This window comes from Roseovarius sp. ZX-A-9, assembly GCF_028369135.1.
Lineage (GTDB): Bacteria > Pseudomonadota > Alphaproteobacteria > Rhodobacterales > Rhodobacteraceae > Roseovarius.
This window is the reverse complement of record NZ_JAPWHW010000009.1, coordinates 130,453-146,465: the sequence shown is the minus strand read 5'-3', so window position 1 is coordinate 146,465 and position 16,013 is coordinate 130,453. Positions and strand designations below refer to the sequence as shown.

The window sequence follows — 16,013 nt, the reverse complement described above, 5'->3', positions numbered from 1 at the left end:
TGCGTTTCAGGATTTTCGCGACATCGCTTGATGCCATCAGACACGCATATCAATGCGCGGCCATGCACATTTCTTGCGGCAAGGTCACGCGAAAGGCTGCACCGCTCTGGCCGGGCACATAGCTGATTTCACCGCCCAACCGAGCCATGATCTCGCGGCAGATCGCCAGGCCAAGCCCAGCCCCCGCCGCCCTGGAGACGCCGATACGCGCGAATTTCTCGAAAATCACCGTCTGATCGGCCATCTGAATGCCGGTGCCATTATCGGCAAAATCGATCTCGAGCTTATCGCCCGCCGACCGCACCTCGATCCGCAGCACCGGCTGGTCGGCATCGCAATATTTATGCGCATTGGCGATCAGGTTGATGAAAACCTGGCTGAGCCGGTCGACATCGGTGTTGAGCACGATCTGCTCGGAGGGCAGATCGCGCTCGATGCGAAAACCGTCGACGGTCCCGCCGGTGGCCGCCACGGCACGGTCCAGCATATCGGACAGCAGACCCAGCTGCATGTTCAGCGTGACCTGTCCGCTTTCCAGCACGCTGAGATCCAGCAGATCGTCAAGCAGCCGCGTCAGACGGCGCGACTCATCATAGATGATGGAGGAATACTTCTGCTGCTCCTCGGGGTTCAGGCCACCTGCATCGCGCAAAATCTCGGAAAAGGCGCGGATAGATGTCATCGGGGTGCGCAATTCATGGCTCACCTGGCTGAGGAAGGAATCCTTTTGCACCGAGAGCTTGGTCAGCTTGTCGTTTGCTTCGCGCAATTGCCGAGCGGTGCGGGCCTGCTCGGCCGATTTCGCTTCCAACCGGCTGGAATACTCCATGATCTGCGCAGCCTCATCCGCCACCGCCAGCAGATCCTCGACCGACACCGTCGCCCGTCCGACGATCTGGCTGATCATCGCATGTGCGGTCGCCGCACCGACCGAACCCGACAGCTCACGCTCCAGCACGCCCAGAAACTCTGTCGAGGGTTCAGGCAGATATCCTGTCAGACCCTGCTTGCGGGCCATGCCCGAAAAGAGCGCCTGCGCCTCGGTCGCGCCCATGATCCGCTGGGTCATGATCAGCAGGTCTTCGGACTGCGCCAGCCCGCCGGTCCAGCTACCCGGGCGGCTGGAGTGATCAAAGACATTCACGAACTGCGCGCCCTGCAGCCGCTCGACCGGCTTGGGGAAGGTCAGCAGCGACACCAGAAGGAAGGCGGCACAGTTCAGCAACATCGACCACATGACCGCATGCACGACCTTGTCCATGCCCTGCGCCCCGAAGAGCGCCTGTGGACGCAGCCACGATTGCCCCAGCAACCCATGCTCGATCACCGACACCGGCAGCAGGACGCCGGGGCCGAAGCTGGGCAGGAAGAGGCAGTAGAGCCAGAGCAGAAAACCGACCGAAAGCCCCGCCAGCGCCCCCATGCGCGTCGCGCCACGCCAGAACAGGCCGCCCATCAACGCAGGCAGGAACTGCGACAAGCCGACGAAGGAAACCAGCCCGATCGCCGCTAACGCGGTGCCCGCGCCCGACAGGCGGAAGTACAGGTATCCCAGCATCACGACACCCGCGATCGACAGCCGCCGCGCCAGCAGCGCCACATCGCGCACGTCGCCCGCCACCATGGCAGTGCCGCCCCTCATCCGCAGCCAGATCGGCATGACGATATGGTTCGACACCATCGTCGACAGCGCAATCGCCGCAACGATGACCATCGACGTGGCCGACGAAAAGCCACCAAGGAAGGACAGGATCGCCAAGGAGTCCTCGCCCGCCAGCAACGGCAGCGTCAGCACAAAGAGATCCGGGTTGGCATCGCTCGGCATCAACTTTAGCCCGACGGCGGCGATGGGAATGACAAAAAGGCTCATCAGCATGAGGTAGACGGGGAAGGCCCAAGTGGCGGTACGCAGGTGGCCTTCGTCTTCGTTCTCGACCACCATCACCTGAAAGATGCGCGGCAGACAGATGAAAGCCGCCGCCGACAGCATCGTAAGCCCGGCCCAGCGACCGCCGGGCACATCCCACTCTGCGATCTTGGACGCGTCGATCACGTCCAGCGTGTTGCTGATCCCGTCGCCCAGCCCCCAGACGACAAAGACACCGACCGCCAGCAAGGCAAAAAGCTTGACCACAGCCTCTAGCGCGATAGCCATCACCACGCCGTGATGCCTTTCGTTCGCATCAACGTTGCGAGTGCCGAAAAGGATGGTAAAGACCGCCAGGCCGATTGCCACATAGAGCCCGGTCGACCGCAGCCTGACGACCGAGGTAAGCGTCGGATCAACCTTCGAGAAGGCCGCGAAGGACAGCGTCACGGATTGCAATTGCAGCGCGATATAGGGGGTCGTGCCGACCACCGCGATCAGCGTGACGAAAACCGCGAGCGTGTTCGATTTGCCGTAGCGCGATGAAATCATGTCGGCAATCGACGTGATCCGCTGGCTGCGTCCGATGCGCACCATCTTGCGCAGCGTCCACCACCAACCGATCATCACCAGCGTCGGGCCTAAGTAAATCGTCACGAACTCCAGCCCCGAGCGCGCCGCGTAGCCGACTGCGCCGTAGAATGTCCATGCAGTGCAGTAGATCGACAGCGACAGCGTGTAGATCAGCGGCGAACGCAGCCAGGTGCCGCGTCCCTTCAGGGCGGCACGATCCGCAGCAAAGGCGACGGCAAAAAGGAAGGTCACATAGAGAATGCAGACGAGAACCAGCAGGTTAGGCGTCGTCATCTGCCCTCTCCACCCGGCGTCTCCAGGGCATCAACATCAGCGACGGCTTCGCTGTCGCTCCCGGATCGGTCGCGCCCCAAATCGCGCGACACCAGCCCTGACAGCCCCGCCAGCAATGCCCAGATGCCAAAGATGTAGATCATGACATCTGTCGTGCGCGCGCCTTCTTCCCCCTGCCAGAGAAGCGGTATCAGAAACAGGACAACCCCAAGGATCGGCAAAAGACGCGTCGCATCGACCATGCGCCGACGACGATATGTGCGCCGCTCGTAAAAAACGGCGCGCGTGACTTCTCCGGGTATTTCGTCCTGTGGTTCTTCGGTCATGAGCCCACCAGGCTACGCACCACATCCAACACTTCGGCATTCGAAAACGGCTTGGTCATGTAGTGGGTTGCGCCTGCGCGCTCGGCCATTTCGCGGTCTTTTTGCTGACCACGCGCCGTGAGCATCAATACAGGCACCTTGCCCAGATCGGGATCGGCACGGATATCCGCGAGGATGTCAAAACCGCTGCGCCCCGGCAACATCACGTCGAGGATGATCACATCGGGACGCCGCGCACGCACGATCTCCATCGCATCATGTCCATTGGAATGGGATTTCACATCCCACCCGTCCCGCGACAGGATGAAGCTGATCGCTTCTATGATGTTCGGTTCGTCCTCAATCAGCAGAACCCGTCTGGCCATCTGATCCCGTCCCCCCTCAAGCCCTTGCTGCACACGCAGACCCGGGTCACTATCCGGCAACAGGCCGGGCCTGTCAAAACCCCTCTTGCATCACTGACGGCTCGCGCCGGGCAATGCAGTCCTGACGCGGGCAGATGCGGCAGCTGGTTCCGACCAGCGATGGCGCATCCTCGCTCTCCGGCTCCGGCAGCAGGAGCATGTAGGCACGCACTAGCGGCGGCTCGTTATAACGAGCCGGACCAATCTGCTCGGTTACGGCCAGAGCGGTGACCGGGCGCGCATCGCGATCCGGCTGGAGCACCCGCATACGCAGCGGAACGCCGGGTTGCGTGAGCACCCGGTAGATCGGCCAGAGCGGACAGGCCCCGGACGGGCGCGACACCGAAAAGCCATCGAGCGGCTTGCGCGTCAGCATCGCGCCGGAACCGTCGCAGACCACCAGCCCGATGGGCCCCGCAACATCGGCGGGCAAGCTGGCAAGGCATCGAAAAACACACGGCAGATCCTGTTGAACGTCCTCAGCTATCGCCAATGGGTCGAGCCCGACACGGTCCAATGCCTGCTCAAGCAAGGCGCGCGGCAGGCGTAGGGCGTCGCGTTGGTATTGCTCCAGAAACGCGCGCACCAGTTCGCGCGCAGTGGGCAAGCTCAGGATCGTATCGGCCTCAAGCACAGCATCAACGGCCTCCGCGCCGCCCGTCTCCAAAGTGGCAAAGTTGAACTGGTTCTCGGAGAGGAACTGATCCAGTTCGTCCTGCGGCGAGCGGATATCGGCCTCGGATCCCGGCGTGGCGTCGAGGTATCGCACGAGGGATTTTGCCCCATCGGCCAGCCGCTTGCTGTCTTCGTCGATATTGCGGTGGAACCGCGCCTGCCATTTCTGCTCCAGCTCCGGCGTTTCCACCAGAATCGACGCCGCCGAGCGGATCGCGGCAACCACCGAGAGCACCTCGTGGATCGACTCCGCCAGATGCGGATCATGCGCCAGACGGTCGGTGAGCGTCTGCACCATGCGTTCCATTTCTTCGCCGTGGCGAAAGCTGTCCACCAGCGTCTGGGCCCACCCCGGAAAACGCCCTGCGAACTCTTCCAGCCGGTCCCGTTCTGCGGCGGCAGCAGACCCATCGCCGGCGGCCTCGCGCAAGCCCCCGATCAGCGCGGCTTCCGCACCATGGCTGAGTACCTGCGGCTCGACTTTCAGCGCCCGTGCGATGCGCAAGAGCAATGTGCCGCCGATTCTGCGCCGGTTATGTTCGATCAGGTTGAGATAGGACGGCGAGATTTCGACCATCGCAGCCAGCTCTGTCTGCTTGATCCCCCGCTCCACGCGTCTTTCGCGAATCCGCGTGCCAGTGATGGTGCTTTCCGCCACGGCATTTTCCCTATTGTTTCAATGTCTTTCCTAACAGTGTGAAATTATTTTTACAACTTCCGCCATGTTTCTGTTCAGTTTTTTACAAAATTATCGTGCTATTCAAGGCGGTTGTTGAGAAATTTTCTTAAACCGTGGCATACTATATTTGCACACTTGTGCTGTTTGGGGAGGCGCAAGGGAGTCCCTCCCCATGAATTCTTTAAGGGAGGATCTACATGTCCAAATCCAATTTCACACGTCGGGGCCTGCTGAAAACCAGTGCCGCCGCCGGGGCAGGCCTCGCGCTGCCGACTTATCTGAGCGCGGCCTCGCATTCCGGCTACACCAACGCCCCCTCCGGCAGCACCGTGACGCTGGGCTTCAACGTGCCGCAAACCGGCCCCTATGCCGAAGAAGGCCTGGACGAGTTGCGCGCGCAGGAACTTGCGGTCCAGCACCTCAACGGAGAAGGTGACGGCGGCATGTTGAACACTTTCAGCTCCAAAGCGCTGAAAGGGAACGGCATCCTGGGCAAGAAGGTCACCTTCGTGTCCGGTGACACCCAGACAAAATCAGACGCCGCACGCGCATCGGCCAAGTCGATGATCGAAAAAGACGGCGCGATCATGATCAACGGCGGTTCGTCCTCGGGCGTAGCTGTCGCTGTTCAGGGTCTGTGCCAAGACGCGGGCGTGATTTTCATGGCCGGTCTCACCCACTCCAACGACACGACCGGGAAAGACAAGAAAGCCAACGGCTTCCGTCACTTCTTTAACGGTTACATGTCCGCCGCGGCATTGGCACCCGTGCTTAAAAATGCCTACGGCTCGGACCGCCGCGCCTATCACCTGACCGCTGACTACACATGGGGCTGGACTCAGCAGGAATCGATCGCAGCCGCGACCGAAGCCATCGGCTGGGAAACCGTCAACAACGTCCTGACACCGCTGGCCTCCACGGACTTCTCGTCCTACATCGCGCCGGTTCTGAACTCGGGCGCCGACGTTCTGGTTCTGAACCACTACGGCGGGAACATGGTGAACTCGCTGTCCAACGCCATCGAATTCGACCTGCTGAGCAAGCAGGTGAATGGCAAGAACTTCGAGATCGTCGTTCCGCTCTACTCGGAACTGATGGCCGCCGGTGCAGGCGACAACGTTAAAGGCGTTATCGGCTCGATGAACTGGAACTGGCAGTTGCAGGACGAAGGCTCCAAGGCGTTCACCAAGTCGTTCGGCGAAAAGTACGGCCGTCCGCCGTCCAACTCGGCGCACACCTGCTATGTGCAGACCCTGCTCTATGCGGATGCCTGCGAACGTGCTGGCACCTTCAACCCCTGCGGCGTCGTCGAAGCCCTCGAAGACTTTGACTTCGACGGTCTGGGCAATGGTCCCACCACCTACCGTGGCGCAGATCACCAGTGCTTCAAGGATGTGCTGGTCATGAAAGGCAAAGAGAACCCGACCAACCAGTACGACACGCTGGAAATCGTCGAGGTCACACCGCGGGCACAGGTCGAATACGCACCCGATCACCCAATGTTCGCTGGTGGCGAACTGGGTAAGTGCAACCCGGGCGCCTAAGCCTAGCCTAGCCTAGCACCCGGTCGCGCCCCTGCGCGCGACCGGGATTGTTCCGTAGGATTGCGGAGCATCGGCCGCAATTCATTTGCCACGGGTGGACATAATGGACGCAATTATCCTTCAAATTCTGAACGGTCTGGACAAGGGATCAGCCTATGCGCTGATCGCATTGGGCCTGACACTAATCTTCGGCACACTGGGCGTGGTAAACTTCGCCCACGGCGCGATCTTCATGCTCGGGGCATTCTGTGCCGTGACCCTGTCGAAAATCTTCAGCATCAGCTACCAGACGATCGACGAAACACAGACAGATTTCCTGGGAAATCCCCTGAAGATCGAAACGCCTTATGTCGAGCACTGGTTCGGCCCAGAAATGGGCTCGGCGTTGATCGACTGGTCGGTGCCGCTGGCGATACTGTTCTCCATTCCCATCATGATCAGCATCGGCGTGATCATGGAACGCGGCCTGATCAAGCATTTCTACAAGCGCCCCCATGCCGACCAGATCCTCGTGACCTTTGGTCTGGCCATCGTGCTGCAGGAAGTCATCAAGTACTATTTCGGCGCCAACCCGATCCCGACGCCCGCACCCGATGTTTTCCGCGGCAGCTTTGACTTCAGCCCGATGCTCGGGTTCGAGGCAAACTCGGTCATCTACCCCATCTGGCGGCTGATCTATTTCGCCTTCTCGGCGCTGATCATCGGCGCGGTCTTTGCCTTCCTGCAATTCACCACCTTCGGGATGGTGGTGCGCGCCGGCATGGCCGACCGCGAGACAGTCGGCCTGCTGGGCATCAACATCGACCGGAAATTCACCATCATGTTCGGCATCGCTGCCGCGGTGGCGGGGCTGGCTGGTGTGATGTACGCACCGATCAACGCGCCCAACTATCACATGGGCATGGATTTCCTGGTTCTCAGCTTCGTGGTTGTGGTCGTCGGTGGCATGGGCTCTCTGCCTGGTGCCGTCGCGGCCGGCTTCCTGCTGGGCATCCTCGAAAGTTTCGCGTCAACGACCTGGGCCACCACGACAATTCCAGGCATCAACCAGATCATCATCTATCTTGTCGCGATCATAATCCTGCTGACACGTCCGCGGGGCCTGATGGGCAAAAAAGGCGTGATGGAGGACTAAACCATGCTTGGACTGAACAAAAGAGACTTTACCCTGCTGCTCATCGTCGTCGCTCTGGCGATGCTGGCTCCCTTCCTCCTGAACCCTTTCCCCGAAGGCTCGGCCATGGCGCAATTCAACGCCGGCTACCCCGACCTGATGCAGAAATTCGTGATCTACGGCATCTTCGCGATCGGGTTCAACATCCTCTTCGGGCTGACCGGTTATCTCAGCTTCGGACATGCGGCCTTTCTCGGGGTCGGTTCCTACTCCTGCGTCTGGATGTTCAAGCTGTTGGGCTACAACGTGATGCCAGGTATCCTGCTGTCGATCCTGACCTCGGGCATCTTTGCCTACCTGATCGGTGTCGTCAGCCTGCGCCGCTCCGGCATCTACTTCTCGATCCTGACGCTGGCCTTTGCGCAGATGTCCTTTGCGCTGGCGTATTCGGTGCTGTCCAACCCGAAGTTCAACCTGACCAATGGTGAAACGGGCCTGCAGGTCTATTCCAACGATCCGCAATGGCTGCACTCGGCGGACAAGCCCGATCTGCCACACCTCTTCGGCCTCAGCATGCGGGCGACCCATGAAATGCAGCTGGGTGCGTGGCAATTCCAGTTCAACGTCGGCTACTACCTTTGTGCGATCATCATGGTTCTGGCCTTCTACCTATCGATCCGCATCTTCCGCTCGCCATTCGGGATGATGTTGCGCGCTGTGAAATCGAACAACACGCGGATGTACTATACCGGCCTGAACGCGCGGCCCTACACGCTGGCGGCCTTCGTGATCTCGGGCATGTATGCCGGGCTCGCGGGCGGCTTGCTGTCGGCGGTCGATCCGCTCGCCGGTGCCGAACGGATGCAGTGGACCGCCTCTGGCGAAGTGGTTCTCATGACCATCCTTGGCGGAACCGGAACGCTGATCGGGCCGGTACTTGGCTCAGGACTGATCAAGTATTTCGAGAATATCTTCTCGAAGATCAACGACAGCGTCCTGCACAGCTGGTTCTCGTTCCTGCCTGACGGAATGGAGGATTTCATGGTCACGATCGTGCATCCTTTCGTCGGCAAGGGCTGGCACCTTACGCTGGGCGTCCTGTTCATGCTGATCGTGATCTTCCTGCCGGGTGGTCTGGTCCAGGGTGGTCAGAAGATCCGCGGTCTATTCACCGGTCGAACCGAGGCCGAACAGGCCCAGGCAGACGCCAACCAATCCACGCCTGCGGAATAAGGAACAGACCCATGGGAATTCTTGAAGTCAAGAACGTCAACAAGCGGTTCGGTGGTCTGCAGGCACTGGGCGATGTGAACCTCAGCATCGAGGAAAACACCGTCCACGCGATCATCGGGCCGAACGGGGCCGGAAAATCTACGCTGCTGAATGTGCTCATCGGCAAGCTCATTCCCGACACCGGCAGCGTCATGTTCGACGGCCAGTCGGTGCTGGGGCGCAAATCATACGAGATTTGCCAGATGGGCATTTCCCGCGTGTTCCAGACGCCCGAGATTTTCGGCGACCTGACCGTGCTGGAAAACATGATGATCCCGATCTTCGCCAAACGTGACGGGGCATTCCAGATGAACGCCATCGGCGCGACGACGGGCGAAAAGGACGTCATCGAACAGGCCGAACATATGCTGGAAAGCCTCAACATGATCGACAAGCGGCATTTCCACTCTGCCGCGATGAGCCGGGGAGACAAGCGTCGGCTCGAAATCGGCATGTGCCTGTCGCAGAATCCGCGCCTGTTACTGTTGGACGAGCCAACCGCAGGCATGGCTCGGGCCGACACCAACAACACGATCGACCTGCTCAAGCAGATCAAGGAGGAGCGTGACATCACCATCGCCATCATCGAGCATGATATGCATGTGGTGTTCAGCCTCGCCGAGCGGATCACCGTTCTGGCGCAGGGGTCGCCACTGGTCGAGGACACGCCGGACAAGATCAAGGGCCACCCCAAGGTGCGCGAAGCGTATCTGGGCGAAAGCGCCTGAAGCCGAAGCAGTCACACCGCCCCTCCGGGGTTCGCCCCGGGGGCCTTGCGGTCAACCATGAGGTTTCGGACCTGGTCCGGAACGGGAGACAAAAAAATGAACGTCAAACCCGATTTCAACAAAGGCAAGAACTACGCCGAGACTGCCCCCGCCTTTCTGTCCGTCTGGGGGATGCAATCCTACTACGGTGAAAGCTACATCGTGCAGGATATCAGCTTTAACGTGCATGAGGGCGAGATCCTGGCCCTGCTGGGCCGCAACGGCGCGGGCAAGACAACGACGCTGCGCTCGATCGCGCGGATGGACAACCCGCAGATGAACCACGGCGAGGTCTGGCTGGATCAACAACCGCTGCACAACATGAAGAGCTACGAGGCCGCCGCCGCCGGCATCGGACTGGTGCCCGAGGATCGCTGCATCATTCCCGGCCTGACGGTCGAGGAGAATTTGCAACTGGCGCAGATCGCGCCACCGATCGGCTGGTCGATCGAACGGCTCTACGAGCTCTTTCCCCGCCTCAAGGAACGTCGCAAGCAAGAGGGCATAACCCTGTCGGGTGGCGAACAGCAGATGCTGGCAGTGGCCCGCGCGCTGGCCCGCAGCATCAAGGTGCTGCTGCTGGACGAGCCTTATGAAGGGCTGGCACCGGTGATCGTCGACGAAATCGAAAAGACACTGCGGATTATCAAGGAGCAGGGAATCACCACAATCCTTGTCGAACAAAACGCGGTGCGCGCACTCGAACTCGCCGACCGCGCGATCATTCTGGATACGGGTGGGATCGTCTTTGACGGGACCGCTGCTGAAGTGCTGGAAAATGCAGAGTTGCGCGCGGAGTACCTCGCGATCTAGGTTCCCACCAGCGAATTGAGCAACGCGGCCTCTATTCAGGGGCCGTTCCGTAAGACAGAATTGCAAGAAAGAGGTCAGATCATGTCAGATAAAACCTACCCGCCTTCAGACGATTTCGTCGCGAAGGCCCATGTGGACGCCGCGAAATACAAGGAAATGTATGCCGCCTCCATCGCGGACCCCTCCGCCTTCTGGGGCGAGCAGGGCAAGCGGATCGACTGGATCAAGCCTTATTCGAAGGTCAAGGACGTCTCATTTGCTCCCGGCAACATCTCGATCAAATGGTACGAAGACGGCACGCTGAACGTTTCTGCCAATTGCATCGACCGCCACCTTGAAACGCGCGGCGACCAGACCGCGATCATCTGGGAACCCGACGATCCCAAGACCGAGGCACGCCACATTAGCTACCGCGAGCTTCACGAGCAGACCTGCCGCATGGCCAATGTTCTGAAGGGCATGGGCGTGACCAAGGGCGACCGCGTCGTGCTCTACCTGCCGATGATCCCCGAGGCCGCCTATGCCATGCTGGCCTGCGCGCGCATCGGCGCCATCCATTCCATCGTGTTCGCCGGCTTCTCTCCCGATGCGCTCGGCGCGCGAATCAACGGTTCAGGCGCGCGGGTGCTGATCACCGCCGACGAAGCGCCCCGCGGCGGCCGCAAGACAGCACTGAAATCCAACGCCGACGCGGCCCTGCTGCATTGCGACGACCGGGTTCAGTGCCTGGTGATCAAGCATACCGGCGGGCAGACCACCTGGACGGATCGCGACCATGACTGCAAGGCGCTCATGGCCGAGGCCAGCCCCGATTGCCCGCCCGAAGAGATGAACGCCGAAGATCCGCTCTTCGTGCTCTACACCTCCGGTTCGACCGGGCAGCCCAAGGGCGTGGTCCACACGACCGGCGGCTATATCGTCTACGCATCGCTCACCCATCAACTGGTATTCGACTACCATGATGGCGACGTTTTCTGGTGCACCGCCGATGTGGGCTGGGTCACCGGGCACAGCTATATCGTTTACGGCCCGCTCGCCAACGGGGCGACCACGTTGATGTTCGAAGGCGTGCCGACCTACCCGGACGCCAGCCGCTTCTGGCAGGTCTGCGAAAAGCACAAGGTCAACCAGTTCTACACCGCCCCGACGGCCATCCGCGCGCTGATGGGTCAGGGCAAGGAATTTGTCGAGAAATGCGACCTGAGCAGCCTCAAGGTACTGGGCACCGTCGGTGAACCGATCAACCCCGAGGCGTGGAACTGGTACAACGATGTCGTCGGCAAGGGCACGCGTCCGATTGTCGATACCTGGTGGCAGACCGAGAACGGCGGGCACCTCATCACCCCCCTGCCCGGCGCCACCCCGACCAAACCCGGCTCGGCCTCGCTGCCGTTCTTCGGAGTGCAGCCCGCCATTCTCGACCCGCAATCCGGCGAGGAAATCACCACCACCGAGGCTGAAGGCGTGCTGTGCATCAAGGACAGCTGGCCGGGTCAGATGCGCACTGTCTACGGTGACCATGAGCGGTTCGAGAAAACCTATTTCTCGGACTACAAAGGGTACTATTTCAGCGGCGACGGCTGCCGCCGCGATGCCGATGGCTATTACTGGATCACCGGGCGTGTCGATGACGTGATCAACGTCTCTGGCCACCGGATGGGCACCGCCGAAGTCGAATCCGCGCTGGTTGCGCATCCCAAGGTCGCCGAGGCCGCCGTGGTCGGCTATCCGCACGAGATCAAAGGCCAGGGCATTTATGCCTATGTCACGCTGATGAACGGAATCGAACCCAGCGACGAGCTGCGCAAGGAACTTGAGAAATGGGTCCGGACCGAGATTGGCCCGATTGCCAAGCCGGACGTGATCCAGTGGGCGCCGGGCCTGCCCAAGACTCGCTCGGGCAAGATCATGCGCCGTATCCTGCGCAAGATCGCCGAGGACGATTTCGGCGCGCTGGGTGACACATCGACCCTGGCAGAGCCCGCCGTGGTCGACGATCTGATCGAAAACCGGATGAACCGCAGTTAACATTTAACGAGTTAAAACTGCAACTTACCCCGCAAAGCTTGTCTTTGCGGGGTAAGTTTGCGACACGCCGTCGCAAACAAGCGCGACCCGGGCCCGTACTGCTTGGCAGGCTGTGGCCATGACCACGATCACCCACACCCCGGCCCCACCGCCCAGCCGCGCCTTGCACGGGATCGCCTGCGCTGAAATCGGCATGGTGCTTTTTGTTGTTCAGGACGTTCTGATGAAGACGATGCTGGATACGCATCCGGTCTGGCATCTCATTCTTGCGCGCTCGCTTGTCACCCTGATCGTGCTTACGCCAATCATCCTCTGGCTCGGTGGCCCTCACCGCATCCTCACACCGTTCTGGAAGCTACATCTGGTGCGCGCGGCGTTGCTCGCCATGGGCTTTTCGCTCTTTTACAGCGCCTTTCCCTTGATGGGGCTGGCCGAAGTCACCACGATCTTCTTTTCCGCCCCGTTGATGACTGCGCTGCTGGCGGCAGTGGTGCTGCGCGAAACCATCGGAATCCACCGCATCCTTGCGCTGGTCGTGGGCTTTGTGGGCGTGATTATCGCGATGAATCCAGGCAGCGACAGTTTCACATGGGTGGCTATCCTGCCGCTGATCTGCGCACTGACCTACGCGATCAGCCAGATCCTCGCCCGGCAGATGGGCGAGCAGGAATCGACGCTGACGATGGGGCTGCAGACCATCGGTTTCATGGGGCTGATGATCCTGCCGATCGGCTGGCTGACCAACCAGATCATTGATATTGGGCCCGAATTCAATCATCTGCGCATGGCGTGGCCCACGGAGCTGGCACGCGACTGGCCGCAGTTCCTGGCATTGAGCCTGGTCGGCATGACCGGATGGATGCTGCTGACGCGCGCCTATCAGGTCGCAAATGCCAGCCTTGTCGCACCGTTCGATTACACCTACATGCCGATCGCGCTTGTTGTCGCCTGGGTACTCTTTGACGAGGTTCCACCCACCGCGACCTGGCTGGGCATGACGCTGATCGTGGCAAGCGGGCTCTACCTAGGGTACCGCGAATTGCGCGCCACGCGCCACCGCGACGATCCGACCAATGTGGCTGAATCGACCTTTGCCCCCGGCATTCCGATGCCGCCGCCTACCCCCGACGAAACCGACACGCCATGAGCGCGACCGCCACATTTGCCGAGGCCGCAACCGGACGCGGGCGAGGTATGCTGCTGGTGTTTCTGGCCGGGGTCCTGTGGTCCACGATCGGGCTGGGCATTCGTCTGATCGAGGATGCCGTCGTATGGCAAATCCTCTTGTACCGCTCCATCAGCCTCAGTGCATTGCTCTATGTCGTGATCCGCCTCAGAACCGGCAGCGATCCCTTTTCCCATGTCCGCCGTGTCGGCTGGCCCGGTGTCATCGGCGCGCTGGCGCTGGTGGGCGCCTATACGGGCGGCATCTATGCGCTGCAACACACCTCCGTCGCCAATGCGATGATGATGTTCGCCTCTGCCCCGTTCATCGCCGCGATCCTCGGCCTCGTGATCCTGCGAGAGCCGGTCCGCCGTACCACATGGATCGCCATTGCTGCCGCCATATTGGGGATCGGGATCATGGTCTGGGACAAGCCCGGCGGTGCGGCTCTGCGCGGCAACCTTGCGGCGTTCGGATCAGCTTTTGGCTTTGCTGTCTTCACCATTGCCCTGCGCTGGGGCCGCGCGAGAGAAATGCTGCCGGCGGTGTTCCTGTCAGGGCTGATGGCGGTGGGGATCATGGGGGTGATCTGCCTGACCGCAGGGCTGCCTCTGGTCCTGGCGCCGCGCGATGGCGGCGTGGCGCTTGGCATGGGGATATTTCAGGTCGGCGCAGGACTGGTGCTCTATACGCTTGGGTCGCGCACCGTGCCTGCGGCGGAACTGACGCTGTTGTCGCTGGCCGAAGTGGTTCTGGCCCCGGTCTGGGTGTGGCTCGCGCTGGGTGAAACAGCGACGCCTTACACGGTACTGGGCGGCTGCATCCTGTTGGCGGCCATCGCAGCCAACGCTCTGAGCGGGACACGCCGAAAACCGCCACCGCCGCACGTTTGAGCCGGTTCCAGATTTTTCGCCAAAAATCTCAACCGCTCGCGGTGCGCTCCAGCATCTTGCGCAGATCGGTTTTCAGGACCTTGCCATAATTGTTCTTCGGCAACTCGGTCAGAATCACATATGCCTTTGGCCGTTTGAAACGCGCAATATGCTCCAGGCAATGCGCGCCCAGCGCCTCTGGTTCTGGCGTAGAGCCTTCGCGCGGCACGATAAATGCAACCACGTCTTCGCCCCATTCGGGATCAGGGCGACCAACCACCGACGCTTCGCTTACGTCCTCATGCAGCAGCAGCACCTCCTCGACCTCGCGGGGATAGATGTTCGACCCGCCCGAGATGATCACATCCCGAGACCGGTCCTGAAGCGTGAGGTAGCCGTCTTCATCCATATGTCCGACATCACCGGTCATCAGCCAGCCATCCCTGATCGTCTTCGCCGTGGCCGATTCGTTTTGCCAGTAGCCAGGCATCACGTTCGGCCCACGCACCATGATTTCGCCGATCTCCCCCGCGGGCAGTGGCGCACCGTCTGGGCCACCGATACGAACCTCGCACAGGCTTTGCGCGCGACCCACCGACCCCAGGCGCGCCCGCCAACGCGGATGGCTGCGATCAGCCACGTCGGCACGGCTCAGTGCGGTGATGCTCATCGGGCATTCGCCCTGCCCGTAGACTTGCAAGAAGATCGGGCCGAAGGTCTCTACCGCCTCGATGATGTCGGCCAGATACATTGGCCCACCCGCATAGACGACACTGCGCAGGCCGGTCCCGCTGCACCCCGTCGTCCGGGCATGGACGGTCAGACGCTTCACCATTGTTGGCGCAGCAAAGAGATGCGCCAGACCGAAATGCGCCGCCAAATCGAAGATTTCACCGGCCTCGAAACCACCCGAAGCAGGCACGACATGTCGCGCGCCCATGAGCACGTGCTGCACCGCGTAGAGCCCCGCACCGTGGCTCATCGGCGCGGCATAGATTGCAGCATGCTCAGGTGCGACCGCATCCACATCGGCAAGATAGCTAAGCGCCATGACGCTGAGCATCTGATGGGTGATCATCACCCCTTTGGGGCGTCCGGTTGTACCGGATGTGTAGAACAACCATGCCAGATCATCCGGTGCCCGAGTCACCGGGGCCACGACCGGATCCAGTTCCGACGCCGCCGCAAGGGTAGCGTCATTCTGCGCGACGATGCGGCCCTGCGTGCCGATCCCGGTCAGCGCTGGCACCATTTCCGCCGAGGTTACAGTGACAGCAGCCCCCGAATTGTCGATGATCCACGCCGCCTCTCGCGGGTGCAGCTTGGCATTGATCGGTACGGCGACCGCGCCCGCATACCAGATGCCGTAAAGCAGGATCAGGTAATCCGGGTGATTCTTGAACCAGAGCGCCACCCGGTCGCCGGGTCGCACACCGGCGTCTCCCAGCCAACGGGCCATCTGCCCGGCACGGCGATCGAAGGCCGCATAATCCGCGATCTGTTCAACCCCGTGAAAGAGTGCCGGTGACGCCCCGCGTACCTGTGCCATCCGCCTCAGCCATAGCGCGATGTTCATCGCTCGCTCCCTTCTGATCCACGCGCCGATGAGACCACCCTGCC

13 protein-coding genes are annotated in these 16,013 nt (G+C 61.1%); 8 read left to right on the top strand and 5 right to left on the bottom strand.

Features of this window, described 5'->3' with window-relative positions:
• Nucleotides 1–49: 49 nt before the first annotated feature.
• From O3306_RS10990 to O3306_RS10975, 4 genes are all read right to left on the bottom strand, one after another.
• Nucleotides 50–2,734, bottom strand: a complete 2,685-nt coding sequence (locus tag O3306_RS10990; protein ID WP_272006943.1) for an ATP-binding protein — start codon at nt 2,732–2,734, stop codon at nt 50–52.
• A complete protein-coding gene (locus O3306_RS10985; RefSeq protein ID WP_272006940.1) occupies nt 2,731–3,060 on the bottom strand; it encodes a hypothetical protein in 330 nt (109 codons plus the stop codon). The genes O3306_RS10990 and O3306_RS10985 overlap by 4 nt, the downstream gene beginning before the upstream one ends.
• Entirely contained in the window at nt 3,057–3,425 is a 369-nt protein-coding gene (locus tag O3306_RS10980; protein ID WP_272006937.1) for a response regulator transcription factor, read from the bottom strand. Before O3306_RS10980 ends, O3306_RS10985 begins: the two co-directional genes overlap by 4 nt.
• A 73-nt stretch (nt 3,426–3,498) precedes the next feature.
• The gene (locus O3306_RS10975; RefSeq protein ID WP_272006934.1) at nt 3,499–4,797 is read right to left on the bottom strand and encodes a helix-turn-helix domain-containing protein; all 1,299 of its coding nucleotides are present in this window, start codon (nt 4,795–4,797) and stop codon (nt 3,499–3,501) included.
• 218 nt (nt 4,798–5,015) lie between these two features.
• Here O3306_RS10975 and O3306_RS10970 point away from each other — a divergent pair, with 218 nt between their 5' ends.
• The 8 genes from O3306_RS10970 to O3306_RS10935 all read left to right on the top strand — a co-directional run bounded on the left by O3306_RS10970 (nt 5,016) and on the right by O3306_RS10935 (nt 14,414).
• Nucleotides 5,016–6,362: a substrate-binding protein gene (locus O3306_RS10970; protein ID WP_272006931.1), complete on the top strand. Its 1,347-nt coding sequence runs from the start codon at nt 5,016–5,018 to the stop codon at nt 6,360–6,362.
• A 103-nt stretch (nt 6,363–6,465) separates the two neighbouring features.
• A complete protein-coding gene (locus tag O3306_RS10965) occupies nt 6,466–7,497 on the top strand; it encodes a branched-chain amino acid ABC transporter permease (protein WP_272006928.1) in 1,032 nt (343 codons plus the stop codon).
• A 3-nt stretch (nt 7,498–7,500) separates the two neighbouring features.
• Nucleotides 7,501–8,709, top strand: a complete 1,209-nt coding sequence (locus O3306_RS10960; RefSeq protein ID WP_272006926.1) for a branched-chain amino acid ABC transporter permease — start codon at nt 7,501–7,503, stop codon at nt 8,707–8,709.
• An 11-nt stretch (nt 8,710–8,720) separates the two neighbouring features.
• On the top strand, nt 8,721–9,476 hold the full coding sequence (locus O3306_RS10955; RefSeq protein WP_272006925.1) for an ABC transporter ATP-binding protein: 756 nt from the start codon (nt 8,721–8,723) through the stop codon (nt 9,474–9,476).
• Between the two features lie 96 nt (nt 9,477–9,572).
• Nucleotides 9,573–10,328, top strand: coding sequence for an ABC transporter ATP-binding protein (locus O3306_RS10950; RefSeq protein WP_272006922.1), 756 nt, complete (start codon nt 9,573–9,575; stop codon nt 10,326–10,328).
• An 81-nt stretch (nt 10,329–10,409) separates the two neighbouring features.
• Entirely contained in the window at nt 10,410–12,356 is a 1,947-nt protein-coding gene (gene acs / locus O3306_RS10945; RefSeq protein WP_272006919.1) for an acetate--CoA ligase, read from the top strand.
• A 118-nt stretch (nt 12,357–12,474) separates the two neighbouring features.
• On the top strand, nt 12,475–13,503 hold the full coding sequence (locus tag O3306_RS10940; RefSeq protein ID WP_272006917.1) for a DMT family transporter: 1,029 nt from the start codon (nt 12,475–12,477) through the stop codon (nt 13,501–13,503).
• A complete protein-coding gene (locus O3306_RS10935) occupies nt 13,500–14,414 on the top strand; it encodes a DMT family transporter (protein ID WP_272006915.1) in 915 nt (304 codons plus the stop codon). Before O3306_RS10940 ends, O3306_RS10935 begins: the two co-directional genes overlap by 4 nt.
• Nucleotides 14,415–14,442: 28 nt before the next feature.
• Here O3306_RS10935 and O3306_RS10930 read toward each other — a convergent pair whose 3' ends face one another.
• Nucleotides 14,443–15,969 carry an AMP-binding protein gene (locus tag O3306_RS10930; protein WP_272006913.1) on the bottom strand — a complete coding sequence of 509 codons (1,527 nt, stop codon included), beginning with the start codon at nt 15,967–15,969 and terminating at the stop codon, nt 14,443–14,445.
• Nucleotides 15,970–16,013 lie beyond the last annotated feature (44 nt).